Annotated in this window: 23 protein-coding genes; 20 read left to right on the forward strand and 3 right to left on the reverse strand. The window is 51.9% G+C overall.

The genetic code is table 11. From position 1 onward, the window contains the following. From ACYSMN_RS11810 to ACYSMN_RS11855, 10 genes are all read left to right on the forward strand, one after another. Window positions 1–1098, forward strand: a complete 1098-nt coding sequence (locus ACYSMN_RS11810) for a glycosyltransferase family 10 domain-containing protein (protein ID WP_488924084.1) — start codon at window positions 1–3, stop codon at window positions 1096–1098. A 525-nt stretch (window positions 1099–1623) separates the two neighbouring features. Further along, window positions 1624–2217, forward strand: a complete 594-nt coding sequence (locus ACYSMN_RS11815; RefSeq protein WP_488924085.1) for a helix-turn-helix transcriptional regulator — start codon at window positions 1624–1626, stop codon at window positions 2215–2217. Between the two features lie 89 nt (window positions 2218–2306). Continuing rightward, window positions 2307–2720: a hypothetical protein gene (locus ACYSMN_RS11820; protein WP_488924086.1), complete on the forward strand. Its 414-nt coding sequence runs from the start codon at window positions 2307–2309 to the stop codon at window positions 2718–2720. Between the two features lie 350 nt (window positions 2721–3070). After that, complete coding sequence (gene gmd / locus ACYSMN_RS11825) at window positions 3071–4183, forward strand: GDP-mannose 4,6-dehydratase (protein WP_488924087.1); 1113 nt, start codon at window positions 3071–3073, stop codon at window positions 4181–4183. Between the two features lie 100 nt (window positions 4184–4283). Further along, on the forward strand, window positions 4284–5204 hold the full coding sequence (locus ACYSMN_RS11830) for a glycosyltransferase family 2 protein (RefSeq protein WP_488924088.1): 921 nt from the start codon (window positions 4284–4286) through the stop codon (window positions 5202–5204). Window positions 5205–5224: 20 nt separating this feature from the next. Further along, window positions 5225–6418, forward strand: coding sequence for a glycosyltransferase family protein (locus ACYSMN_RS11835; RefSeq protein ID WP_488924089.1), 1194 nt, complete (start codon window positions 5225–5227; stop codon window positions 6416–6418). A 330-nt stretch (window positions 6419–6748) separates the two neighbouring features. After that, on the forward strand, window positions 6749–7681 hold the full coding sequence (locus tag ACYSMN_RS11840; RefSeq protein ID WP_488924090.1) for a glycosyltransferase family 2 protein: 933 nt from the start codon (window positions 6749–6751) through the stop codon (window positions 7679–7681). A gap of 52 nt (window positions 7682–7733) precedes the next feature. Continuing rightward, window positions 7734–8465 carry a GNAT family N-acetyltransferase gene (locus tag ACYSMN_RS11845; protein WP_488924091.1) on the forward strand — a complete coding sequence of 244 codons (732 nt, stop codon included), beginning with the start codon at window positions 7734–7736 and terminating at the stop codon, window positions 8463–8465. A gap of 374 nt (window positions 8466–8839) precedes the next feature. Continuing rightward, a complete protein-coding gene (gene rffA / locus ACYSMN_RS11850) occupies window positions 8840–9976 on the forward strand; it encodes a dTDP-4-amino-4,6-dideoxygalactose transaminase (RefSeq protein WP_488924092.1) in 1137 nt (378 codons plus the stop codon). A 9-nt stretch (window positions 9977–9985) separates the two neighbouring features. After that, window positions 9986–11056 (forward strand): glycosyltransferase family 4 protein, encoded by a 1071-nt coding sequence (locus ACYSMN_RS11855; protein WP_488924093.1) that lies wholly within the window; start codon window positions 9986–9988, stop codon window positions 11054–11056. 8 nt (window positions 11057–11064) lie between these two features. Here the strand turns inward: ACYSMN_RS11855 and ACYSMN_RS11860 are convergent, their stop codons facing one another. Together ACYSMN_RS11860 and ACYSMN_RS11865 are read right to left on the reverse strand one after the other, a co-directional pair. Beyond that, a complete protein-coding gene (locus ACYSMN_RS11860) occupies window positions 11065–12396 on the reverse strand; it encodes a hypothetical protein (RefSeq protein WP_488924094.1) in 1332 nt (443 codons plus the stop codon). 16 nt (window positions 12397–12412) lie between these two features. Then, a complete protein-coding gene (locus tag ACYSMN_RS11865; RefSeq protein ID WP_488924095.1) occupies window positions 12413–13654 on the reverse strand; it encodes a tol-pal system protein YbgF in 1242 nt (413 codons plus the stop codon). 110 nt (window positions 13655–13764) lie between these two features. Between ACYSMN_RS11865 and ACYSMN_RS11870 the strand changes: the two genes are divergently transcribed. The 7 genes from ACYSMN_RS11870 to dnaJ all read left to right on the forward strand — a co-directional run bounded on the left by ACYSMN_RS11870 (window position 13765) and on the right by dnaJ (window position 22033). After that, window positions 13765–14679, forward strand: coding sequence for a M20/M25/M40 family metallo-hydrolase (locus ACYSMN_RS11870; RefSeq protein ID WP_488924096.1), 915 nt, complete (start codon window positions 13765–13767; stop codon window positions 14677–14679). Between the two features lie 217 nt (window positions 14680–14896). Next, window positions 14897–17128 (forward strand): sodium-translocating pyrophosphatase, encoded by a 2232-nt coding sequence (locus ACYSMN_RS11875; RefSeq protein ID WP_488924097.1) that lies wholly within the window; start codon window positions 14897–14899, stop codon window positions 17126–17128. A 313-nt stretch (window positions 17129–17441) separates the two neighbouring features. After that, window positions 17442–17981, forward strand: coding sequence for a hypoxanthine phosphoribosyltransferase (gene hpt / locus ACYSMN_RS11880; RefSeq protein ID WP_488924098.1), 540 nt, complete (start codon window positions 17442–17444; stop codon window positions 17979–17981). 122 nt (window positions 17982–18103) lie between these two features. Further along, window positions 18104–18727 (forward strand): adenylate kinase, encoded by a 624-nt coding sequence (locus tag ACYSMN_RS11885; RefSeq protein WP_488924099.1) that lies wholly within the window; start codon window positions 18104–18106, stop codon window positions 18725–18727. A 230-nt stretch (window positions 18728–18957) separates the two neighbouring features. After that, window positions 18958–19953, forward strand: a complete 996-nt coding sequence (obgE, locus tag ACYSMN_RS11890) for a GTPase ObgE (RefSeq protein ID WP_488924100.1) — start codon at window positions 18958–18960, stop codon at window positions 19951–19953. A 242-nt stretch (window positions 19954–20195) separates the two neighbouring features. Then, window positions 20196–20789 (forward strand): nucleotide exchange factor GrpE, encoded by a 594-nt coding sequence (locus tag ACYSMN_RS11895; protein ID WP_488924101.1) that lies wholly within the window; start codon window positions 20196–20198, stop codon window positions 20787–20789. 104 nt (window positions 20790–20893) lie between these two features. Continuing rightward, on the forward strand, window positions 20894–22033 hold the full coding sequence (gene dnaJ / locus ACYSMN_RS11900) for a molecular chaperone DnaJ (protein WP_488924102.1): 1140 nt from the start codon (window positions 20894–20896) through the stop codon (window positions 22031–22033). Window positions 22034–22204: 171 nt separating this feature from the next. On the opposite strand, the gene ACYSMN_RS11905 is transcribed toward dnaJ, so the two are convergent. Beyond that, window positions 22205–22501, reverse strand: a complete 297-nt coding sequence (locus ACYSMN_RS11905; protein WP_488924103.1) for a hypothetical protein — start codon at window positions 22499–22501, stop codon at window positions 22205–22207. A 180-nt stretch (window positions 22502–22681) separates the two neighbouring features. Between ACYSMN_RS11905 and ACYSMN_RS11910 the strand changes: the two genes are divergently transcribed. From ACYSMN_RS11910 to ACYSMN_RS11920, 3 genes are all read left to right on the forward strand, one after another. After that, complete coding sequence (locus ACYSMN_RS11910; RefSeq protein WP_488924104.1) at window positions 22682–23200, forward strand: RNA polymerase sigma factor; 519 nt, start codon at window positions 22682–22684, stop codon at window positions 23198–23200. Beyond that, window positions 23200–23823, forward strand: a complete 624-nt coding sequence (locus ACYSMN_RS11915) for a hypothetical protein (RefSeq protein ID WP_488924105.1) — start codon at window positions 23200–23202, stop codon at window positions 23821–23823. The genes ACYSMN_RS11910 and ACYSMN_RS11915 overlap by 1 nt, the downstream gene beginning before the upstream one ends. 90 nt (window positions 23824–23913) lie before the next feature. After that, window positions 23914–24855 (forward strand): ABC transporter ATP-binding protein, encoded by a 942-nt coding sequence (locus tag ACYSMN_RS11920; protein WP_488924106.1) that lies wholly within the window; start codon window positions 23914–23916, stop codon window positions 24853–24855. Window positions 24856–24987: the final 132 nt, after the last annotated feature.

Here is a 24987-nt window from a genome sequence, read left to right on the forward strand (position 1 = left end):
ATGAAAGCCACTCTAGTCGTACTGAACGAGCCGGACTTTTTGCAGAACCGCATCTTCTCCGATCTGCCTATTAAGGGCATAAAAAACTACGGCTACATGTTTGCCGAGCTTCGCCGTCAGCTTGCGGTCCACGGTATCGATATGGCCACTCAGGATATTCATCCTCCCGAAGAGTCAGAACTGATAATTGGCCTTGATGTGGTAGACTTTTTTCAAACCTATCAGCGACGCCCTGGCCAGCGGCTTTACCTGTTGCTCAATGAGCCGGCTACGTACTATCCAGAGGTGTGGAAGAAAGAAAACCACGTTCCCTTCGACCGGGTATTTACTTTCGATTATACGCTGGCGGACGGTGAGAAATATATTCACCACTATTTCGCTATCGATCTTGATGGCTACCCGCCGTTTCAGGACGTGACGGAAGAGGAGTTTAACCGGCGCAAACTTTTAGTGCTCATGGCCGGTATGTTTCAGTTCACACGGCCCAAACCAGGCTCCGGCTCGCTTTTATATACCCGCTACCGTACGTTGCGTTGGTTTGGTGAGCATTTGCCGCAGCAATTCGATTTTTACAGCAGGGGTGTTGATCCAACTTTATACCGCAGCTTTCGCGGCTTGGGTGTGCTGCAGCGAGTGTTGCCGCGCGCCATTACCAATCGATTAGCCGATACGGTTGCTGCTCGCCGCCGCCGCGCGGTAGAAGGTCTAAACCGAGGCCCGGTTCCACCACTCGACAAACTGGCCGTTATCCGCTCTTACCGGTTTGTGGTATGCTACGAGAACACGCGTACCCCCGGTTACATCTCTGAAAAGCTGTTTGATTGTCTATTTGCCGGATGTGTGCCCATATATCTAGGCGAGCCTGACATTAAGCGCTTTGTGCCCGCGGAATGCTTCATAGACCGGGAGGCATTTGCTACAGATGCCGAACTCGCTGCTTTTTTAACCCAAATGACCTATGCAGAATATGCTCGTTATATAGCTGCTATGCGGCGGTTTGTTGAGGGAGTCGAACGGCAAAAGTTCGGTTCAGAGGCAAACGCTAAGCGGGTGGCAGAAGTGTTATTGAATGATTTAACGGTATCCCAAACACAATAAGCTCAAAAGACGCCAACGTCGTTAAACGGCTAATTAAGCATTGGAGAAGATATTTTAATATAGTGGCCTTCTAGTGATTTGCTGATGCGCAAGTCATTAGAAGATCATTGGCTTGAAGTCCAATACATAACCGTTACGAAGAACCCCTTCTGCTGACACTCTAAGGATATGAGTGTCCAGCACTCGCTGCTAGTGGCAGTCGAGCAGTTGCGTAGGCTGATACAGGCACCTCCGTCGGATACCACGGCTCCTTAAGTCAAGCGTATTGTCAAGTGTAGTCCGTTGGAATATACTCCTAAGCCTCCTTCTCACTAACTGCTACGCAGCTAGTAGTATGACTCTCCAGGGTTTGGCGAGCTTCTGCTTCCTGACTAGCCATCATAAAGTTTCATTCCAAAAAGGCTAGTGATACCTACTAGCCTTTTTGTTTTATGTCTAGGAAAAGGCTAGTATGCCGTTGCCGGCAAAAGCCAAAGACATCAACTTCACCGGGAGTACAGTGCACATAAATTAACTGCTGCTTATATGAAAGCTGTTCCCTCTACTACTATCGCCGCGGCTGTACGGGCGTATTTAGGTTTATCACAGGTGGAGCTAGCGCGCTATCTGGGGGTTACGCGTGGACAGGTAGCCCACATAGAAGCGGGCCGCCACGTGTTCTCTTATCAGATAGCGCGGCGGCTGAGCGAACTCGCTCGGCTGCTGCCGTCGCCTCTCGGCCTGGGCTTGCCCGAAGCAGCGGACGGGTCCGGGATAGAAAATGGGGTTAGACCTGCCATAACGCCATTGCGTCGGCGTCAGGCGCGTTGCGTGTGGCAGGCCGCTAACCTACGCGTGGAACTGGAGCAATTGGATGCGCGGGTACGGCAAGCGCGGCGTTGGCAGCAGGTGCTTCCGGCCTTACGCGCCGCCTTGCCAGTCTCTACTCCCGGCGAAACCCACGCTACTCGTCAGCACCGGATGCTGGACGAGTGGGCAGCAGAAGCCGCTGCTATCCTTGACCCGGAGCAGGCCGCAACGCGGCTACTACTCGGCTTGCGTTTACAGTATCTCGAAGCCGAAGCCACCGCGCTAGGCACACTGCTGGCAACAATTGACGGTGCGCCTGAAGAAAATTGAGAAAATAAAGTATAAGCTGAACAATATACCAAAAAGAGTTTGCGTTTTGAGATTGTAAATAATTTTTCACATTTTAACACAATAACAACATGGCGTACTCTGTAGAACTATTGACCACCATCGCTGATTGCGACACGCTACTGGCGGATGCTGAAAGCGAGTTGAAAGCCTTGCGCCACCGGGCCAACAACCTCGAATATGCCCGCGGCAGTACCAGCGAAGCATCAGCCGAAACGCAGGCTGCTATGGTCAGCCTCGATGCCGAAATCCAGGCGCTTACTACCGTTATCCCAACGCTGGCCGTGGGTACCAAGGCTCGTAAAAACAGCGAGATTGATTTGCGTAGCGCAACATTCCGCCGGTCTAAACTCACTGATAAGCAAGAAGCCCGCGGTCCTGTCGCGTTACTCACCCGCGAACGGGACTTGGCCGAAACACAAGCTCAAATCACCGAAATAACCACCTTTGTAGCGGCGGTGGCAGCACGGAAGGCCACGTTGTAGACTTGTTGATGAAAAGCCCGCCTCGAGATTTTTCGGGGCGGGCTTTTTTGTGTCGTTAGAAAGGGTAAGTCTGGCACCAGCATAAGGCATTAGGAGTCTGTGGCGGCTAGTTTGTACTCTGAAAATGCTTCCAATCTAGAAGCACAAGGAGCTGAACTATTACCCTGCTTACGATGGTACTATCCTGGCTAATAGGAAGATTTTTGCTCCCGGCCTAAAGATCGTTTCAATTCGTGAGTTTACCTTTGCCCTAAGTTCAGCAAAAATCAACTCGCTGGACGCTCACAGTTGCTTCTGTTCGATACTTGTATTCTATACCATGTATCAGGTGAAGCATAAAAGCATAAAATATGAAAGTTGCCCTCGTTACCGGGATTACTGGCCAGGACGGTGCCTACCTCGCAGAACTTCTGCTAAAGAAAGGCTATGAAGTACACGGCATCAAGCGCCGCTCATCGCTATTCAACACCGACCGCATCGACCATCTCTACCAAGACCCGCACGAGAAAGACGTTCGTTTTAAGTTGCACTACGGCGACCTGTCGGACTCCACTAACTTAATTCGTATCATTCAGGAAGTACAGCCCGATGAGATTTATAATCTCGGTGCTATGTCGCACGTGAAAGTTTCGTTCGACACGCCTGAGTATACCGCCAACGCCGACGGTATTGGTACCCTGCGCATTCTGGAGGCTGTACGCCTATTAGGATTGACCAAGAAAACCCGCATTTACCAGGCCAGTACCTCAGAACTGTACGGCTTGGTGCAAGCCGTGCCGCAGTCCGAAACGACGCCCTTCTATCCTCGCTCGCCCTATGCCGTAGCCAAGCTCTACGGGTATTGGATTACGGTGAACTACCGCGAAGCTTACGGTATGTATGCCTGCAACGGCATCCTGTTCAACCATGAATCGCCACTACGGGGTGAAACCTTCGTGACGCGCAAAATCACGCGTGGTACGGCTCGTATTGCGATGGGCTTGCAGCAGAAAATCTATCTAGGCAATCTCGACGCCCGGCGCGACTGGGGGCATGCCAAGGACTATGTAGAAGCCATGTGGCTCATTCTACAGCAGGATAAGCCCGAAGACTTTGTAATTGCCACCGGTGTAACGACCACCGTGCGCGATTTCGTGAAGATGGCCTTCGCGGAGGTAGGCATCGAGTTGGCTTTTGAAGGTGAAGGCGCCAACGAAAAAGCCGTCGTCGTGCGCTGCACCAACCCCGAGTATCAAGTAGAAGAGGGGCAGATAGTGGTAGAGGTAGACCCCAAGTATTTCCGTCCCACGGAAGTAGAGCTGCTCATTGGCGACCCCACCAAGTCGCAGCAGCAACTAGGCTGGGTACCCAAGTATGATTTGCCCGCGCTAGTGAAGGATATGATGCAAGCCGATGTGGCCTTGTTCCGTCGGGATGCTTACCTGCTCCAAGGAGGGCATAAAGTGTACAACTACCACGAGTAGGAGTAATCTGCACCAGAAGGCATTCCTGTTTCATAAAAAAGACCGGCCTCAACCACCGGTCTTTTTTATGAAACAGTGCTGGTCTCGTCAATAGCCGTTCATGACTAATTCCACAAATCCATTCTTTAGCGTCGTTGTTCCCACCTACAACCGGGCTGGCTTCATTGCTGATACCTTACGCTCAGTGCTAGGGCAGACTTTCGCGGCACTGGAAATCATTGTGGTGGACGATGGCAGCAAGGACAACACGGCAGAAGTGGTAGCGCAGTTCATAGATGGGCGGCTCCAGTACATGGTGAAAGAAAATGGTGAACGAGGAGCGGCTCGCAATTACGGCTTCGCTCGTGCCAAGGGCGAGTATGTCCTGTTTCTCGATTCCGACGACCAATTTCACCCAACACACCTAGCCACGCTGTACGCGAAGATCGTGGAGTTGGGACAGCCAAACTTTATTGCCACCAAGTATAACTTCGACCGTAACGGCGTGCTGGCTGATAGTGACCTTGCAGAGGTGGAAGAAGGCTGGTATGGATTTGACTTTTTCGTGCGCGGCAATGCCTTAGCCTGTAATATCTGCGTGCGCCGCGGAAACTCAGATTTACATCTGTTTGAAGAAGATAGGCGTTACGCGGCCGTGGAAGACTGGATGTTTATGCTGGAAAACACGCAGCGTGAGCGCGTTTACATCATAGACGCTATTACGCTAACTATGAACGACCATGACCAGCGCTCAATGCGGGCCGATAATCAGGGCCTAATCCGGCGGCTGGACTTGGCTGCTGGCTGGATGCAGCAACGCCTACAACTGACCGAGGATCAGCGTCGGCGTCTGCTGGGGCAAGTGTATTACCTTTGTGCCATCCATGCTCATATCGATGGTCATCAGCGCGAGGCCTTGGTCTATATGCGCCGTGCCTTGCCAGGCTTACCAGCGCCGCAGGGAGCCAAACTTCTGTTGCGCTGCCTAACGAGCCCCCGTTTGGTACGGTGGGCTAAGCAACTGCTGGGCCGCGGAGCATAACAGCAGGTTAAAAATAAGCTATGCGTATTCTGTTTCTCAGCTACTGGTCATTCGCTGACGCGTTAACCACAGCTACCGTACTGCCGCACCTGCAACTTCTACAAGAGCGAGATGATGTAGAGGCCATACGGTTGGTAACCATTGAGCGCGGAGAGTCGGCACTGAAGCCGCCAGCACTGAACGTGGCATTTGAAGTGACTAAAATTAGTTTTCAGCCGTTACTCTCGCCGCCAGGTCGTTCAGTACTGGTAACTAAAACAGACGATTTTCTCCGTTTTCCAAAAGAATTAGTGGCACAAGCCTTAGAGTTTAAGGCCGACCTGCTCATCGCCCGTGGGGCACCAGCTGGGTCTTTAGCTTACCTGGTCTGGAAGCAAGCCAAACTACCTTTCCTGGTGGAATCATTTGAACCCCACGCTGAGTACATGCGCGATGCAGGCGTATGGCACCGCTTCGATCCGCGTTATATTTTCCAACGATACTGGGAAAACAAACAGAAAAAATATGCTCTAGGCTTGATGCCCGTAGCAGAAAACTACCGTCGTCAGTTAATAAAGGAAGGAGTACCAAGTAGTCGTATCATTACCGTGCCCTGCTCTGTCAATCTCAGCAACTTCGCCTTTCAATTAGGAGCACGTAAGCGGATGCGCCAACAACTAGGGCTTTCTGTTGAGGCAATAATAGGAGTATATGTAGGTAAATTCGGAGGCATCTACTACGACTTGGAAGCATTCAAGCTATTTAAGGAAGTAGCCAGCTTCTTTGGTTCCTCCTTCCACCTGCTGTTGCTCAGCCCCCAGCCTGTAGCTGAGCTGCAAGCTAAGTTAAGAACTGCTGGTCTCGATGAAACTCAATGTTCTATCGTATACGCACCATTCTATGAGGTGCCCGATTATTTGTCGGCCTCTGACTTCGCCTTTGGTTTACATAGACCATCCCCTTATGTCTCGCCAATCAAAGTGGGAGAGTATTGGGCCAATGGTTTACCTGTGCTTCTTACTGAAGGCGTTGGAGATGACTCTACCATCATTCAGCAGGAGGGGGGAGGTATTTTATTCAACTTAACGAAACCTGATAGTATATTAACAAGCCTTAAAAATTTAGCTAAAATTTTATATGATCCCTCGCATCGAAGCAGTATTCGAGCACTAGCTGAACATCATCGTTCAGTTGAGCGAGCAAGAGAGGCGTACTCAATATTCTTTAATAGTTAATTTATTAATAACCTCCGTGTTGTAATGCTGTTAAATTAAATGGATATTGCTTAGTTCTACTGCCGATTGAAATAAACTATACGGGTTTTTCGGCGCACTTGGCGCGTGTTACCCATATTCACGTTTCGAGTTTTCTTCCACTACACATTCATCGAACCATGTGTACCCTCGAAATGCGCTACCTATTACTAGCTAGTACATCTATGATGTTGGCTGCGTCAGCACTGGTTGAGAGCTTGCAGGAACGTATCTTTGGACGCAAAACCCTACTCTGCTGGCCCTTTCCAGAGAGCTCCTAATACTCTTTTCTACTCTCCTTCTTTTTTAGTCTTGGGTTCGAATAAACCTCTGTTTTCAATTGTTAGCCCAGTTTATCGAGCTGAAGCGCTGGTAGATGAGCTTGTACAGCGTATAGTCACAAGCGTATCGGCAATAACGGACAATTTTGAAATAATTCTCGTGGACGACCGAAGCCCCGACAAGTCCTGGGAGCAGATTTTGCGCAATACTGCACTGGATAAGCGAGTACGCGGCATTCGGCTTAGTCGGAATTTTGGGCAGCACAAAGCCATTACAGCCGGTCTGGCGCAGTGCTGTGGGGAATGGGTTGTGGTAATGGACTGCGACTTGCAGGACCAACCGGAAGAAATTGCCAAATTATTTGCACTAGCTCAACAGGGACACGATATCGTATTTGCCCGAAGAGTAGACCGGCAGGATACATTTTTGAAACGCTTATTCTCTAGATTTTTCTACTGGGTTTTATCTTATTTAACAGAAACTAAACAGGATCCTGCCATTGCTAATTTTGGCATCTATCATCACAAAGTCATTAAATCAATACTCGCTATGAACGACAGTATTCGCTATTTCCCGACGATGGTACGTTGGGTTGGTTTTGATATAGCATCTGTCGCCGTCGACCATGCCGAGCGTAGTATTGGAAAAAGCTCTTACAATTTTCGCCGTTTAATTCACCTTGCGATAGATATCATTCTATCATACTCTGACAAGCCTATGCGGCTAGTAGTGAAATTAGGACTAGTAGTATCGGCATTGGCATTTGTAATGGCTATTTACATGATTATTAGATTTTTATCAGGCGGGGTAGAAGTGCTTGGTTACACAAGCCTGATTCTATCTATCTGGTTGCTTTCAGGATTGTTGATGTCGGTTCTTGGAATGGTCGGCTTATATATTGGTAAAACTTTCGAACAAGTTAAAAGCCGTCCGATATTTTTAGTTGACGAAATTATTAATTAATACTGCCATCCTACTCATTGCTAGCAAAAACCGTTAACCACAACATTTGTGTATGACGAATCAGTTAATGAAGCTAGACTGGGATAGCGATTTTCTGGGCTATTCCGTCGGTCGTATTGGTTTAAGCTACGGCACTGGTACGCAGTTGGCCAGCCTGGTGGAGCAAGCAAGTAGTGCGCAGTACCGCTTGCTGTATGTAATAATTCATCCTGCTGACTTAAATAGTCAAGAGGAGGCACAACGATTAGGGGCTATGCTAGTAGACCGTAAGGTGACTTACCTACAAACGTTACCTAGGGTGCAGGAAGTGGTAGCTGAGCCAGACATCAAAGAAGCACATAGTCTAAAGCCACAGTTACGTGCGTTGGCTCTGCAAAGTGGCGAGTATTCCCGGTTTCGCCGTGACACTAATTTTGGTCGTCACGTGTATGAGCAACTGTATACAAAGTGGATGGAGAACTCCCTTTCAGGAGATTTAGCTCGTTCGGTACTAGTTTATCAGCCAATAGAAAAGGAACTGGGCGTGCTAACTCTCGGGGTTAAACAAGGACGCGCGGACATAGGTCTGTTGGCCGTGGATGAGGCTACGCGAGGTACTCGCATTGGTCAGCGGCTGGTAGCTGCTGCGATACAGCGTGCCCAGGAGTGGGGCACAAAAGAGTTGCAAGTAGTCACTCAACTAGAAAACGAACGCGCCTGCCATTTCTACGAAAAGTGTGGGTTTCACCAAGACCAAGTGGAATACATATATCACCTTTGGCTTAAGACAGCCAACATCACTTGATTAGGCGGTATACTTTATTTGAATGTGGAAAGTCCAACGTCTATTTATACCTTAAGACGTGTCATTATTTATAAGGTGTTAGTTGAAGACCATGCTTTATTTGCTCCCGCTACCGATTCAGCTAGTGGTGTACAAGTAGCAGAGTATTGCTTTCAGGAACAACACCGTAGTAGACAATCCGCGAATAAACCCTGACGTGCGCGCCAGCAGTAGTATAATGGGAGTGCATTCTCTGCTTGACGCAGGCACGTATGTCGGCGTCCAGGCTCAGCCGTGGAAGCTTCGGGTGAGTTCTGGCGAGCGGGTTGGAGCAAAGGAACGATAATGGTTTGCGCCCTGTAGCTTGTACCTTTGAGCTTTACTAATACGAAAGAATGCAATCTGCCATCCCCTTTAACAAGCCATATCTCGCCGGTTCGGAAACGAGATACATTGAAGAAGCTGTACGCTCCGGAAAAATTTCGGGTGACGGCATTTTCACCAAGCGTTGTCACGCTTATTTTGAGCAACAGCTAGGTTTTCAGAAAGTACTACTCACCACCAGTTGTACCGATGCGTTGGAGATGGCTGCCATTCTATTGGACATACAGCCGGGCGACGAGGTTATCGTACCTTCTTACACCTTCGTGAGCACGCCTAACGCGTTTGTATTACGTGGTGCTAAAATCGTTTTCGCGGATAGTAGTGCTGAAACCCCCAACCTGGATGCGACCACGCTCGAAGCGCTGGTGACACCTCGCACACGCGCTATCGTACCGGTGCATTACGCAGGCATTGCCTGCGACATGGATGCCATTCAGGGTGTAGCTGACCGTCACAATCTTTTAATAGTGGAAGATGCGGCTCAGGCTATTGATAGCTTTTACAAAGGCAAGGCACTAGGCACCTTTGGAGCGATGGCCGCCTTCTCATTTCATGAAACCAAAAATATCATTTCGGGTGAGGGGGGCATGTTGGCTATTAATGACTTAAGCTACGCTGGCCGAGCCGAAATCATTCGCGAAAAAGGTACTAACCGGTCTTCATTTTTCCGCGGTGAGGTCGACAAATATGGGTGGGTAGATATTGGATCATCTTTCTTACCCTCCGATATAATTGCGGCCTTTCTGTGGGCGCAATTGGAGCACCTGTCTGACATTCAGCAGCGTCGAAAAGCGATATGGCAGAGATATTACGCTGCTTTTGCTTCGTTGACTGAATCGGGCATAAGTTTACCCGTAGTGCCTGAATACGCTACCAACAATGGTCATATGTTTTATCTAGTGTGCCGCAGTCTAGCAGAGCGCACCGCCCTCATCGACAGCTTAAAGCAACAGCAAATTCTTCCTGTATTTCACTACTTGTCCTTGCACAAGAGTTCATTCTATGCCGACAAGCATGATGGACGCGAATTAAAATGGGCAGACTATTACACAGACTGCTTGGTGCGCTTGCCTTTGTATTATGAGTTGAGTAATGACGACCAGCAGCGTGTAATCGATGGGGTACTGGAGTTCTACAAAGGCTATTAAGTGCGTAAGATGCCAAGCATTCTGTTTTTGATTCCTTATCCTCCTGGCCGCGCACCATCACAGCGGTTTCGATTCGAACAATACCTGGAAACACTTGTAACGGCTGGGTACACATATAAGCTAGCCCCGTTTTTGTCGGATGCCACCTGGGCTGTTCTTTATAAGTCAGGGCATACCATGGCCAAGGTGATGGGGATTTTAACGGGATTTCTGCGGCGAGTTGTTTTGTTGTTCAGCGTGCCTGCTTACGACTACGTGTTCATTCATCGCGAAGCTGCCCCTATTGGGCCGCCAATGTTTGAGTGGCTTATTGCGAAAGTGCTTGGTAAGAAATTAATATATGATTTCGATGACGCTATTTGGATTCCGAATACGTCGGAGGCCAATAAGGTGGTAGCAGGAATAAAATGGCACAGCAAAGTAGGTAGTATTTGCAGATGGGCTTATAAAGTAAGTTGTGGCAACGCATATTTGCAGAACTACGCTAAGCAGTTTAATCCTAACTCATTCGTCAATCCCACTACTATTGATACTGTGCACCTGCATAATCGGGTGCGTGATCAACAGGCACCTGGTCGTCTTGTAATTGGCTGGACCGGCACTCACTCTACGTTGAAATACTTAAAGCAGATAGTACCCATATTATCTGAACTGGAAGTCCGTTATGATTTTGAATTTCGGGTCATCTCTAATCAGCTGCCAGAACTATCTCTTCGCTCTCTAAATTTTCAGCCGTGGTGTAAAGAGACGGAGATAGAAGATTTAGCTGCTTTGCATATTGGCCTTATGCCATTGGAGGATGATCCTTGGTCCAAAGGTAAATGCGCTTTTAAGGCGCTACAATATATGGCATTGGGCATCCCTGCTCTCGTGTCGCCGGTCGGCATGAATACGGAAGTAGTTCATTCTGATGTAAATGGTTATATATGTGCTACCCCCAGTGATTGGCGAGCAGCGTTAGAGAAATTAATGCAGAATCCCTGGCTGCGTATTCGCTTGGGAGAAACGGCCCGCTCCACCATTACAGAGCGTTATTCTGTTTTGGCTAATGAGCCAAATTTCTTACAACTATTTTCTTAATAATTTACTTAAGCTGCCGCTACTCGTCTCTTCATACGAATGTGCTTTACTGCTTCTGCTTGCAGGATAGATAATGCCGCGAGATAAAAAGGCATTAGTGGGATTTTATAACGAACCAATGTTCCAAAATTTCCACTGTTAGTTCCTACACCTATAGCGAATATAATGGTGAACAAGAGACAAAAAGAAATGATAGGACGTGAGCTTATAAGCTTCAAGCTACTCAATAGACCAGTACGAAATAGAATTCGTAAAGTGAATACAGTGAACCATAGTGATTCCAAGGCAGATAGCAGCATAACTGGATTGCGAACCTCCCACAGAAAAGGACGAAAAATAGATACAAATACCGCCTGAGGAGCTACTCTTACAATACTGGCGATACTCCCATCTAGTTCTCCGATATTGTAGCCAGAACCTTCATCCTTGGTACGATAATACAAGGCTCGTTGAGTAATACGGCTCCTCTCCCCAATTTTGTCTACGTCGAATCTCTCGTCTCCCTCTGTGAGCTGTGTGGCGCCAAAAAAACCTACTGCTGCACCTAACAAAATAAACAAAGGCTTGACCAGAGTTCTTATTGCCGCGCTCTTGATTCGGCGACTATTTTCATTGAAGACCCAAAAAATAGCAGGGGCTAAAAAGGACATTAAGATGTAAACTTTTACTTGTATCAGTAAATAAGCTCCTAATAGCCCCATGACACTAGAAAAGATAATCCGGCGCTTCTCTATAAATGCATTGTAGAATCCATAGAAAACCCATCCCAAGGCACCAATACACAAAGAGTCTTTCATATAACCCGATCCCCAGAAGAATACTGAGGGTAAAAAGAACACCGCGATGGCCAACTGTTTGTAAGCTACAGGATAGATACGAGCAAATGTTATGTACATGGCCCACATTCCTGTGAAGCTAGCAATTGCGAAGAATAGCGCTATGATGGTGTATGTATTAAAGCATAGCAAGCTAAAAATAGCGGCGACGCGTACAATAAAATACTCAGTGCCATCTCCAAACCAATACATGCCAGCTGTATAAGGAGCTATTGCTGGGTCTAACTTATCAGAAGATGTTATTAACTTTAAACCAGTAAAAAAGGATTCTCCAAGAGCATTACTAATAATTATATTATGATAAAAATAGTTAAATGTATCGCCGCCACTATAATAAAATTGATAAATTAATCCTAGAGCTATAGCGCCAATGAATTTTAAAGTTAATGCTGGGATAAAATATTGCTGCGTATAAGCATTGGTAAAACGCGGGCGTACGGCATAAGCTAAGGTGTAAAATAAACCTAAATAAAAAGGAGTTAAGAAAAGATCCTTTAGTTCCATGCGTGTTAGGATAATGCTACCTCTTATTCTTTTTCAAAAACGCCTTCGCCTCCTTATACTGGTCGGACTTTTTGTCGGCTATGTCCTGCACAACGGCGTAATAGCGCTGGGCGGTTCCCAGGTCTTTTTCTCTTTCGGCAATGCGGGCTAGGTTGTAGTTGGCATGCAGGTAAAAGCCGCCTTTCACCTCGTTGGTGCTTTCCGCAAATACAATACAACGCTGGTAATAGTCTTTGGCCTTGACCATGTCCTTGTAGCGGTTCTGCATCAGCCACCCCAAAAAATATGTGGCGTAGCGGCCACTAATGCCTTCGTAACCGGGCATTCCCTGATTCAACTTCGTCAGAATCTCCTGGCTAACCCGCTCGCTCTCCTTGAACTCGCCCATATTGAAGCACAACAATGCGTAGAATCGTTGGAAATAGCCATTATCGGGGTAAGCGCGGGCTAGATTACGAGCAATGGGTAAGGCAGCTTCTGGATTGTTTTCCTCGTTGTTGAGGATACGCATGAGAAATACTTTGGCCTCCGCACCTACATAAAAGCCGTTGTCGGCTACGTTGCGCAGTTGCTGCAAACCTAGCTGCTTATTGCCCTTCGGAAACAATAAGAGCACGGGTTTGAGCAAGGGGTAATTATCCGGAATCCAAACGGCGTAATAGTTGAATAGAGCTTGCCCAAACAGAAACTCGGGGCTTAGGCCATTAGCCTCCTTGCTTATTTGCAGGTATTTCAGGGCTCGTTTGGCGCTTACCGTAGCTTTGGGCCAATTGCTACGCTCGGCGTGCAGGCGGCCATCAAACCCATAGGCTGCGGCTAGAAAAAAGCAGGCCTCATAGTTCTTCTCATCCGCGTCGTACAGCGCTTCGCCCTTGGTGATGGTCGAGTCCATATACGCGAAGAAAACCTTGTCGTACTGCTTGGTTTTGATGTTGGTCGGTACGATTTTCCACCACTGGCTGAGGCCCAGCAGAAAGTAGGGCATGGGGTGGTTGGGGTAGCGGCGGCGCAAGGAACGAAACTGCTTCTCCGCCCGCTCATACTTACAGTTGTAGAGATTTTGTACCGCGCCCTCTAGCTCCAACTGAATGTCCTTGTCAAGCAGCAGCCAGCCTTTCGTGTCTACGGCGGCAGGCAGTACGTCTACGTTCTCGGTTTCGATGTTGCGAATGGGCGTACGAGCCGTGTCGGGTTGCTGAGCACGGGCCACAAGGGGCAGTAGCATCAGCAACAGGATAAATCGGAGTCGAAGGGTCATAGAGTCGGCAGCTTGCAGGTGCGGGCAGGCTGTAAAGCCTAGGCGCACCGCCCAACAGAAAGGCTAAAGTATGGCTTTTATCCTAGTTTTGGGCAACTAACAGGCCTACTATGGAGCTTTTGCACACCCTTTGCCAGATTCCAGCACCCTCTGGAAACGAAGCTGCGCTTACGCAATTTTTACTGGAGCACATCCGTGCTGCCAGTCCTTCTTGGAAGGTGCAGCCACTTGTATTGGCGGGAGCAGAGTGGCAAGACTGCATCATGCTGGTTTTCGGCACACCACGGACAGCAGTTTTCGCCCATCTCGATAGCATCGGCTTCACCGTACGCTACGGCCGCCAATTGGTGCGTATTGGTGGGCCGGTGATGGAAGAGGGAATCCGGCTCGTAGGAAAAGATTCGCAAGGTCCTATCGATTGCCGTTTGGTCATTGATGATGAAACCGGACAACCAGAATACGAGTTCACACGCGAAATTGACCGGGGCACCGAACTGACGTATTACTGCGACTTTCGTGAGACGGAGACTACCGTGCAAAGCTGCTACCTCGATAATCGGTTAGGTGTTTGGAATGCGTTGCGGCTTTGTGAAACGCTGGAGCACGGCATTGTGGCCTTTGGTTGTTGGGAGGAGCACGGTGGCGGCTCAGTGGCTTATCTATCTAAGTACATCTATGAAACTTACAGTGTACGACAGGCTCTTATTTCCGATATCACCTGGGTGACAGAAGGCGTGCACGCGGGCCAAGGCGTGGCTATTTCTCTGCGCGACTCTCTTATTCCGCGTCGTTCCTACGTGGAGCGTATCCGCCGTATTGCTGAAGCGGCTGGTATACCGTATCAACTAGAGGTGGAAGGCAGCGGCGGCTCAGACGCCAAGGAGTTGCAGCACGGCGCCCAGCCCTGGGACTGGTGCTTCGTGGGTGCTGCGGAAGACAACGTACACTCGCCTGATGAAATAGTAGATAAGCGAGATATTGATAGCATGCTGACGCTGTATCAGGAATTGATGCGGCAATTGTAACCCTTAACAATATAAATTGAGTAGAAAGCTGCTACCTACCCTCGGTGCAGCTTTCTGTTATTTAAAGCAATTGTGGTAGATACCCAATAGCAGTAGTGTGTCAAAAAAGAGAGGCCGATTGTCCTCTGTTAGATGGAGGATTAGTCAATAAGCTCTATTTTACCCGCTCAATGCTCTTTTCTTCCCCACTCAACTCCCAACCTCTTTTCACCGCTCTATGATGAATTTTCTTTACGTGGTGCCCACGTTAGGCATACTGGCATTGATTTACACCTGGCTACGCTCTGGCTGGGTGAGCCGGCAAGACGCTGGTGATGAAAAGATGCGCACCATCGCCGGCTACATTGCCGATGGCGCTATTGCCTTCTTGAGAGCTGAGTACAAAGTGTTGGCCTTGTTCGGCCTGATTGCTTCCGCTTTTCTTTTCTACCTAGGTAGCACGGGCGAAAAGTCCAGCCCGGTTATTGTTCTGGCCTTCCTTATTGGAGCCGTTTTTTCGGCATTAGCTGGCTTCATCGGAATGAAGATTGCCACTAAGGCCAACGTGCGCACCGCGCAAGCGGCCCGTACCAGCCTTTCACAGGCTCTTAACGTGTCGTTTTCGGGTGGCTCGGTGATGGGCATGGGCGTAGCAGGCTTGGCAGTGCTTGGTTTGGGCAGCTTGTTCATTGTCTTCTACCAGATGTTCGTGGTGAGCAAGGGCGGCGGGGCTAATGGCATCGAGATGGAAACCGCCCTCGAAGTACTGACTGGTTTCTCCCTTGGCGCGGAAAGCATAGCGCTTTTCGCCCGAGTAGGCGGCGGTATCTACACCAAAGCCGCCGACGTTGGCGCCGACCTCGTGGGCAAAGTGGAAGCCGGCATCCCGGAAGACGACCCTCGTAACCCCGCTACCATTGCCGACAACGTGGGCGACAACGTGGGCGACGTGGCTGGTATGGGTGCGGACCTGTTCGGTTCTTATGTAGCTACGATTTTAGCTACTATGGTGCTGGGCCGCGAAGTAGCTGCCACCGGCGACCAGTTTCAAGGACTTTCACCCATTTTGCTACCGATGGTGATTGCCGGCATGGGCATCGTTGCCTCGCTCATTGGTATTTTGATGGTGCGAGTGAAAGAAGGCGGCAATGTGCAAGCGGCGCTTAACCTCGGCAATTACATCTCGGTTGTCGTATCGGCCGTAGCGTCCTACTTCATCATTCGTTGGATGCTGCCTACGGAACCGCTCGTTATTCGCGGCATCACATTCGATGCTATGGATGTATTCTATGCCGTGGTAGTGGGGCTGGTTGTGGGCACGCTGATGAGCATTATCACGGAGTATTACACGGCCATGGGCAAACGGCCGGTACTGAGCATCGTGCGACAGAGTAGCACCGGCCACGCTACTACCGTTATTGGCGGCCTGGCTGTGGGTATGGAATCAACGGTGCTACCCATCATTGTACTGGCGGCTGGTATCGTGCTCAGCTATGAGTGCGCTGGTCTTTACGGCGTAGCTATTGCCGCTGCTGGCATGATGGCTACCACTGCTATGCAGCTCGCTATTGACGCCTTCGGCCCCATTGCCGACAACGCGGGCGGCATTGCCGAAATGAGCGAGCTGCCCAAAGAAGTGCGTGAGCGTACCGATATTCTCGACGCCGTGGGCAATACCACCGCTGCCACGGGCAAAGGCTTCGCCATTGCTTCGGCGGCGCTTACCTCGCTGGCCTTGTTTGCCGCCTTCATGGGCACCGCCAACATCGACCGAATCGACATCAGCAACGCTCGGGTGCTAGCGGGCCTATTTGTGGGTGCCATGATTCCATTCATCTTCTCGGCCCTGGCTATTTCGGCCGTGGGGCGCGCGGCGATGGCGATGGTGCAGGAAGTACGCCGCCAGTTCCGCGAGATTCCTGGCATTATGGAAGGCACCGGTCGGCCGGAGTACGAGAAGTGCGTCGCTATTTCCACGCAGGCTGCCATCCGTGAAATGATGCTGCCGGGCGCCATTGCTCTTATCGTGCCTGTCATTGTGGGCTTTGCTTTCGGACCGGAGGTGCTGGGTGGTACGCTGGCCGGCGTTACGGTGAGCGGTGTACTGATGGCCATGTTCCAAAGCAACGCCGGTGGCGCCTGGGACAACGCCAAGAAGTCGTTCGAAAAGGGAGTGATGATTGATGGCAAAATGGAATACAAAGGCTCCGAGGCCCACAAAGCTTCCGTGACCGGTGACACCGTAGGTGACCCGTTCAAAGACACGTCGGGCCCATCCATGAACATTCTTATCAAGCTGATGAGCATTGTTTCACTGGTTATCGCGCCGCACATTGCCGCCCCCGAGCGTGGCGTAGCCCCAGTGGAATGGAAGCCTAAAACGGAGGTGGACGCTCGCCCTAAAGTGCGCTTCGCTGACGTGACGGACAAAGCTTCCGAAACTATGTTTGTGCTGCTGCGCAAGTTCTAAGTCCTCAATAAATGGGCTGGCGGCAGTCTTCAGCCGACGCAGTCGGCGCGACTGCCAGCCTCGAAAGCCGGGTCAGTCTTCAGACTGACAACTCATAAGCAGGCTACACCGTCTTTCCCACTTTCGCAAGTCTGAAGACTTGTCGGGCTTCGTGGCTGGCAGTCGTGCCGACTGCGTCGGCTGAAGACTGCCGCCAGCGCATTGCCAGCTCAACAACTGACCACTGGTTATCAAGCCGCTCTCCCGCGCCGGGAGGGCGGCTTTTTTCTGCTACCTTTGCCCGCCTGCTCACTCTAGGGCCAACTTCGCACGGATGAACCCGGACCATATTTCGCTGCACGACAAGCAGTTTGCACCCTACCTGCCCGCCCAGCGCCTGGCGACTAGCATCCAGGAGCTAGCCGCTCAACTTAACCGAGACTACGCCGACAAGCAGCCTTTATTCGTGGCGGTTCTCAACGGCTCGTTCATGTTTGCCGCCGATTTGCTCAAGGCCGTGCATATTCCCTGCGAAGTGACGTTCATCCGGGTGACTTCGTACCAGGGCACCAGCAGCACAGGCAAGGTGCAGGAAGTGCTGGGGCTCACCGAAGAACTTCAGGGTCGCCACGTAGTTATCCTCGAAGACATCGTGGACACCGGCCACACCATGCGCATGCTGCTCGACACGCTGAGCGCCCAGCAGCCGGCTTCGTTGGAAGTGGCCACGTTGTTTCTCAAGCCCGAATGCCTCCAGCACGAGCTAGCTATTCGGTACGTAGGGCTCAGCATTCCCAACGACTTTATCGTAGGCTACGGCCTCGATTTTGATGGCCTCGGCCGTAATTACCCCGACGTATATAAGGCGGTATAGGACCGAGGCCCGGAGGCTGCGCGGCTAAAATTCGCTGGCATTCGTAAAGGCTTTCCTCTCCGTTGCTTATATTTCCAAAACCCACCCGTTTTCTTCCTTCCCGCGTAACACTCCGCTACTCTATGCTGAATCTCGTGCTCTTCGGCCCGCCCGGCGCCGGCAAAGGAACGCAAAGCCAGAAGCTCATTGCCCGCTATAATCTGGTTCATCTCTCCACCGGCGACTTGCTCCGGGCTCAGATTGCCCAGGGCACCGAACTCGGCCTGCGGGCCAAAAAGCTCATGGACGAAGGCGCACTCGTCCCCGACGAAGTAGTAATCGGCATGATCGACAGCGCGCTCAAAGAAAACAAACAGGCTGCTGGCTTCATCTTCGACGGTTTTCCGCGCACCGTGCCCCAAGCCGAGAGCCTCGACCAGCTACTAGCTGAGCACGAAACCAAGGTAAACTGCATGGTAGCGCTGAAAGTGGACGAGGAAGAAGTGGTGAAGCGCCTACTGGAACGCGGCAAAACCTCCGGCCGCCCCGACGACCAGGACGAAACTAAAATTCGCAAGCGCGTGACGGTATACAAAGATGAAACTGCTCAGGTGGCTGGCTACTACGCCGCGCAGCAGAAATTTCACGCCCTGAACGGCATTGGTGCTATCGAAGACATTTTCGGCCAGATTTGCGCCATCATCGACCAAAACCTGGACGCCGCGCCCGAAAGCAGCCGTCAAGCTACGGATGAAGTAAAAGCGTAACTTTGCGGCTGCTACCCACTTGGGTAGTGGCAGAAGATACTGTCATCCTGCGCGAAGCAAAGGACCTTATCACAGTTGGACGACAAGCTTTACGGCAAACCGTTCATACCTGGTAAGGTCCTTCGCTTCGCGCAGGATGACAGTCGTTTTTAGACAACTCAATTGGGAAGCTGGAGCTAAGAAGATCATTCGATTCTTCATTCCTAATTCTCAATTCTTAATTCAATCAAGTGGCTTCCAATAATTTCATCGACTACGTCAAAATCAACTGCCGCTCGGGTAGGGGTGGAGCGGGGTCGCACCATTTCTTCCGTGCCAAAGGCCTGCCCAACGGCGGCCCCGACGGCGGCGACGGTGGCCGCGGCGGCCACATCATTCTCGAAGGCAACTCCCAGCTTTGGACCCTGCTGCACTTGCAGTACCAAAAGCACCTAATTGCCAAGCCCGGCGAAAACGGCGGCGAAAATCTGCGCACCGGCGCCCAGGGCGACGACGTTATCATTCAGGTGCCGCTCGGTACCATTGCCCGCGACGCCGAAACGGGCGAGAAAAAGCTCGAAATAACGGAGCACGGCCAGCGCCTCATTCTCACGCCCGGCGGCCGGGGCGGCCTCGGCAACGACCATTTTAAATCGGCCACCAACCAAGCCCCGGAGTACGCCCAGCCCGGCGAGCCTGGCATTGATGAGTGGGTGATTCTGGAGCTGAAGCTACTGGCCGATGTAGGCCTAGTGGGCTTCCCCAACGCCGGTAAAAGCACCTTGCTGTCCGTTGTGTCGGCGGCTAAGCCGAAGATTGCGGATTACGCCTTCACGACGCTGACGCCCAATCTCGGCGTGGTAGCTTACCGCGACTACAAGTCCTTCGTGATGGCCGACATTCCGGGCATTATTGAAGGCGCAGCAGAAGGCCGGGGGCTGGGGCACCGCTTCTTACGCCACGTGGAGCGTAACTCCATTTTGCTGTTTATGATTAGTTGTGACTCGCCCGACATCGATGGTGAGTATGCGGTATTGCTCAGCGAGTTGGAGCAGTTCAATCCCGAGTTGCTTGTCAAAAAGCGCATTCTAGCCATTTCCAAGTCTGACATGCTGGACGAGGAACTGGAAGCCGAAATCCGCGCCACGCTGCCTACGGACGTGCCCACGGTGTTTATCTCCAGCCTCACGAACAAGAATATTCAGCCGCTCAAAGACATGATCTGGCAGGCGCTCCACGCGGAGTAGGGCAAACGTCTGTTGCGTAGTGGGTTGCTGAACTGCCAGCCTATCTGGCGCACGTTGTATGCTTGCCGAATAAGGAGCAAAAAGATTTTCCCATTACGACGGTCACTTTGCCTGAACTAAACCAGCAAGTCTTGTGGTTTCCGTGCCACAATGACAGCCGGCAGTGCTTTGGCAAACTCCTTGTGTCCTGACTCGCCTCTATGTCCTCCCGATTCAACCCATTCCGACGATTTCAAGCGAAAATGGCTGACGATAAAAACACCCAACCCGACGACACCCAACTCGACCAGACGGGAACGGCCACTGACCACGCACCTGGCGAACTGACCGAGGAGCCTAATGCGCCCGAGATAGGCGAAGTAGAAAGCCCTGAAGGCAGCGCACCGACCAGCGGCTCCAAGACTGATGCCGAACTGTCTGACCTGAAAGATAAGTACTTGCGCCTGGCTGCGGAGTTCGAAAACTACAAGCGCCGCACTACTAAGGAGCGCGCTGACCTTTTCAAGACTGCTAACCAGGAGCTGATGATGGCTCTGTTGCCCGTACTCGACGACTTCGACCGGGCCCGCCATCACACTCGCGACACGGAAGATGCCAACGCTATGCGTGAGAGCATCGATATCATTTACAACAAGTTTCAGAAAACGCTGAACCAGAAAGGTCTGGCCCCGATGGAAGTCAAAGGTGGCGCCTTCGACCCCGATCTGCACGAAGCCATTACCCAGATTCCGGCCCCGAGCGAGGAATTGAAAGGTAAGATTGTGGACGAAGTGGAGAAAGGCTACTACCTCGGCGACAAGGTGATCCGCCACGCCAAGGTGGTGCTAGGACAATAGTTTTTGGTCATGCTGAGCTTGCCGAAGCATCTCTACCGCTTCGTTGAGTTTACCATTTGGTAGAGATGCTTCCTTCGTCAGCATGACAGACGAGGTATGTAAACATGGCAACGAAGCGAGATTATTACGAGGTTCTAGGCGTAGCCAAAAACGCTTCGGGCGACGAGATAAAGAAGGCCTACCGCAAGGTGGCCATCAAATATCACCCCGATAAAAACCCCGACGACCCCACGGCCGAAGACAAGTTCAAGGAAGCCGCGGAGGCCTACGAGGTATTGAGCGACGAGCAGAAGCGCGCCCGCTACGATCGGTACGGCCACCAGGGCATGGGCGGCAATGGTGCTGGCCCGAACATGGAAGACATTTTCTCTCAGTTCGGCGACATCTTCGGCGGAGGCGGCTTCGAGGGTTTCTTTGGGGGCGGCCGGGGCCAGCAGGGTGGCCGGCGCGTGCGCAAAGGCTCCAACCTGCGCATCAAGCTCAAGCTCGATCTGGAAGAAGTGGCCAACGGCGTGGAGAAGAAAATCAAGGTGAAGCGCTACGTGGCCTGCAACACCTGTTCGGGCACCGGCGCCAAAAACGGCACCGACCTCAAAACCTGCGGCACCTGTAATGGTCAAGGCCAAGTGAAGCGCGTGGTGAACACCATGCTCGGCCAGATGGTAAGCGCCTCTACCTGCCCCACCTGCGACGGCGAAGGCAAAGTAGTGACCAGCAAGTGCGACGTATGCCACGGCGACGGGCGCCAGATGCACGAGGAAGTGATTCCTATTAACATTCCGGCGGGTGTGGCCGAGGGCATGCAGCTGAGCATGAGTGGCAAAGGCAACTACCCAGAGCGCGGCGGCGTACCCGGCGACTTGCTCATTCAGATTGAGGAGGAGCCGCACGAACTGCTCAAGCGCGACGGCAACAACATCATGTTCGAGCAGTATATCTCGTTCGTGGATGCTGCGCTAGGGGCCAGCATTGAGGTGCCGACCATCGAAGGCAAGGTGAAAATCAAGGTGGACCCGGGCACCCAGCCGGGCAAAATCCTGCGTTTGCGCGGTAAAGGCATCAAGGACCTCAACGGCTACGGCCGCGGCGACCAACTTATTCATCTGAACGTGTGGACGCCCAAGAATGTGAGCGGCGAGGAACGGGAGTTGCTGGAGCGCCTGCGCGACTCGCGCAACTTCACGCCCAACCCCGGCAAAAACGACAAAGGCTTCTTCGAGAAAGTGAAGGAGTACTTCCAATAAGATCACGGATTAGCTCGGATTTTAGCGGATTGCACGGATTTTGTAGACGATTTTAGTGGCCCGCCTTCCTTGTTTGGAAGGCGGGCGTTTTTTGTGGTGGGTAGCGGCGTAGGTTTGTCTTTTATTTTGAGAAAACCAGAAAATAAGAGACAACTCGCGCTGCGCGTGGAACTAGCGGGTGTTGGTGGCTGTGGGGCGGGCTTGTTTGGCGGCCCGGTTGGCCCTGGATTTCAGAAATGTAAATACGAGGGAGAGCAGCAGCATCGCGCATGCTGCCCATAAAGCCCAGCGGCGACGGGTGGCTTGGCCGAGCAGCAGCAGCGCCAGGCTCAGGCAGGTCCACAGGCCCGCCGCTAAATAGTCCTGTGAAAACAGCTTGAGCAAAGCGAGCAGCATGAAGACGCCCGGCAATACCAGGGTTCCTAGGCTGCGGGGTTTGAAAGATTTGGGGTCGAAGAAAGAGGCCATGTTGAAGGCGAAGTGAAAGAGGGAAGTGGGGCTGGGATGTTGCTACAATTATCGGTACTTGGTGGGGAGCATTGCGGTTGGCCGCAGGTTTTTTGTGGCGGATAAAACAGAAAAATTTGTAGGCGGCCTGTAATGCCGCAGCTGCCGCGCCGATATATACCCCGTACCTGCTGCTTCCGCATGAGCCCCGTTGCCGTTGCTCCGCCTCCCGACTTCACTGCCGTTATCAACGAATACCAGCCGTTGTTGCGGCGGGTGTGCCGTTTGTACTGCTCTGACCTCGACGACCGGCAGGATTTGTTTCAGGAAGTGGTGCTGCAACTGTGGCGGGCGTGGCCAAAGTACGTGCCGCAGGCTGGGGCCAAGCTCAGCACCTGGCTGTATCGTATTGCGCTGAATGTGGCCATCAGCAATCTGCGGCAGCGCACGCGCCGGCCGCAACCAGTGAGTCTGGATGGTGAGGCGTTGCACTTGGCGCAGACGACGGAACCGGCCGGCTACGAGCCCGAGGAAATGGCAGCTCTTTATCACGCCATCGACCGGCTTTCGGAAGTGGATAAGGCATTCGTGCTGCTGTACCTGGAGGAGCGCACCTACGAGGAGATGGCCGACATCCTCGGCATCACCCAAAACAACGTGCGCGTGAAAATGCACCGCGTGCAAGACAAGATTCGCCAATTACTTTCCCGCTCCGCGTAATGGAACTCGACGATTTTCGCCTAAGCTGGAAGCAGCCTGCTCCCACTGAAGCACCCGCCGCTCTCGACACGGCGGCTTTGATTCAGCTACTAGCCCGCGGCTCAACAAGTCCGGTGAGTAAGATGCGCCGCAACGTATGGCTGGAAATCAGCTTTTCGGTACTGGCGTTGCTGTTCTGCGTCGTGGCGTTTCTCTATTCGAAGGAGACGTACTACCGGACCATGTGCCTCTGGGGAATTGCGTTATGCGTGCTCAGCGGCTTTTACTTTCGGCGGAAGCTGACGGTATTGCGTGGCCTGAGCGACGCCAGCGGCGCGCTACGTGAGCATGTGCTCCGGCAACTGGTTAGTTTGCGCGGGCTGGTACGACTCTACTTCCGGGCCACGATGTGGTCCTTGCCCATGTCCTTGAGTATCGGCTTGACTTTCGTTGGCAGCACTATAGTCCAGGAAAAGGAAGGCTCTAAGATGCTGGTAGCCCTCGGTATTTTGGTGGCTTTCTATGCCGTAATTGGGGTGGTGTTCTTCTTGCTGATGCGCTGGTTTACGCGCTGGTACTTGCAGCGACTTTACGGCCAGCACCTCGACCGGCTGGAAGGCCTGCTGCGCGAGTTGGAAGAATGAAGCGTCCTGCTACTTTCGTTTTTCACGCCAACGCAACGCGTCACAAAACTCCTACATTTAAACTCTCCGTCTCACTCTGCCTCCCAAGCCGTGCAACCCATTCTTCAAGCCCTGAACGTGCGTAAGGCCTACGCCGCCCACGTTGCCCTCGACGGCGTGAGCCTCGACATTCCAGAACGCAGCATCTTCGGCCTGCTGGGTCCGAACGGCGCTGGCAAAACGTCCCTTATTCGCATCATTACCCAAATAACCGGGGCTGATGAGGGTGAGATTCGCATTCGGGGCGAGCGGCTCAATCCCAGCCACATTGGTCAGATTGGCTACCTACCAGAGGAGCGGGGCTTGTACAAGAAGATGAAAGTGGGTGAGCAGTTGCTTTACCTGGCCCGCCTTAAAGGTCTGAGCCGCGCCGATGCCACGCAACGCATCAAAGCCTGGCTCACCCGCTTGGAACTCAAGCCCTGGGCCGAAAAGAACGTGGAAGACCTCAGCAAAGGCATGCAGCAGAAAGTGCAGTTCATTGCCACGGTGCTGCACGAGCCTAGCATCATCATTCTGGATGAGCCGTTTTCGGGCTTCGACCCCATTAACGCCAACCTCATCAAGGACGAAATCCTGGCGCTGCGCGAAAAGGGAGCCACCATCATTTTCAGCACCCACCGCATGGAATCGGTGGAGGAACTGTGCGATAGTATCGCCCTTATAAACCGTTCCCGCAAGGTGCTCGACGGCTCGGTGCGCGACATCAAAAACACCTTCAAAAGCCAAACCTACGAGGTGGAAGGCAAAGGCCGCCTGATGGTAACGCACCCCGACTTTGAGGTGGTAGAGCACAAAGAGCGCGAAAACGGCCACTTCTACGACGTCATTCGGCTGCACGCCGGCACCACGCCCAACGACCTACTGCGCTACCTCATCACGAACGTGGAGGTGCATGCCTTCCGGGAGCTGATTCCGAGCATCAACGACATCTTCATCCGGCGCGTGCGCGAAACCATGCCCGAAACGCTGCTAGAAGAAGTGAGTAATTAGGTGATTAAGTGATGAGGTGAGCGGGTGATTAGGTAAGTGGGGACAACCTTACCGCGTGTCACTCACCTCATCACTTAATTAACCCAAGTTGCGGAATAGCCGCGTAGCGGCTCCAGGGTTGTAGAAAATTAG

The organism is Hymenobacter sp. M1-2 (assembly GCF_057808495.1).

Bases quoted from the DNA above. Each gene is read 5' to 3' on its own strand.
- ACYSMN_RS11830 (WP_488924088.1), top strand. From the start codon at position 4,284: ATGACTAATTCCACAAATCCATTCTTTAGCGTCGTTGTTCCCACCTAC.
- ACYSMN_RS11810 (WP_488924084.1), top strand. From the start codon at position 1: ATGAAAGCCACTCTAGTCGTACTGAACGAGCCGGACTTTTTGCAGAAC.
- ACYSMN_RS11865 (WP_488924095.1), bottom strand. From the start codon at position 13,654: ATGACCCTTCGACTCCGATTTATCCTGTTGCTGATGCTACTGCCCCTT.
- ACYSMN_RS11815 (WP_488924085.1), top strand. From the start codon at position 1,624: ATGAAAGCTGTTCCCTCTACTACTATCGCCGCGGCTGTACGGGCGTAT.
- ACYSMN_RS11885 (WP_488924099.1), top strand. From the start codon at position 18,104: ATGCTGAATCTCGTGCTCTTCGGCCCGCCCGGCGCCGGCAAAGGAACG.
- ACYSMN_RS11895 (WP_488924101.1), top strand. From the start codon at position 20,196: ATGGCTGACGATAAAAACACCCAACCCGACGACACCCAACTCGACCAG.
- ACYSMN_RS11915 (WP_488924105.1), top strand. From the start codon at position 23,200: ATGGAACTCGACGATTTTCGCCTAAGCTGGAAGCAGCCTGCTCCCACT.
- ACYSMN_RS11845 (WP_488924091.1), top strand. From the start codon at position 7,734: ATGACGAATCAGTTAATGAAGCTAGACTGGGATAGCGATTTTCTGGGC.
- ACYSMN_RS11860 (WP_488924094.1), bottom strand. From the start codon at position 12,396: ATGGAACTAAAGGATCTTTTCTTAACTCCTTTTTATTTAGGTTTATTT.
- ACYSMN_RS11910 (WP_488924104.1), top strand. From the start codon at position 22,682: ATGAGCCCCGTTGCCGTTGCTCCGCCTCCCGACTTCACTGCCGTTATC.
- ACYSMN_RS11855 (WP_488924093.1), top strand. From the start codon at position 9,986: ATGCCAAGCATTCTGTTTTTGATTCCTTATCCTCCTGGCCGCGCACCA.
- ACYSMN_RS11835 (WP_488924089.1), top strand. From the start codon at position 5,225: ATGCGTATTCTGTTTCTCAGCTACTGGTCATTCGCTGACGCGTTAACC.
- hpt (WP_488924098.1), top strand. From the start codon at position 17,442: ATGAACCCGGACCATATTTCGCTGCACGACAAGCAGTTTGCACCCTAC.
- ACYSMN_RS11870 (WP_488924096.1), top strand. From the start codon at position 13,765: ATGGAGCTTTTGCACACCCTTTGCCAGATTCCAGCACCCTCTGGAAAC.
- ACYSMN_RS11905 (WP_488924103.1), bottom strand. From the start codon at position 22,501: ATGGCCTCTTTCTTCGACCCCAAATCTTTCAAACCCCGCAGCCTAGGA.
- rffA (WP_488924092.1), top strand. From the start codon at position 8,840: ATGCAATCTGCCATCCCCTTTAACAAGCCATATCTCGCCGGTTCGGAA.
- ACYSMN_RS11820 (WP_488924086.1), top strand. From the start codon at position 2,307: ATGGCGTACTCTGTAGAACTATTGACCACCATCGCTGATTGCGACACG.
- ACYSMN_RS11875 (WP_488924097.1), top strand. From the start codon at position 14,897: ATGATGAATTTTCTTTACGTGGTGCCCACGTTAGGCATACTGGCATTG.
- dnaJ (WP_488924102.1), top strand. From the start codon at position 20,894: ATGGCAACGAAGCGAGATTATTACGAGGTTCTAGGCGTAGCCAAAAAC.
- gmd (WP_488924087.1), top strand. From the start codon at position 3,071: ATGAAAGTTGCCCTCGTTACCGGGATTACTGGCCAGGACGGTGCCTAC.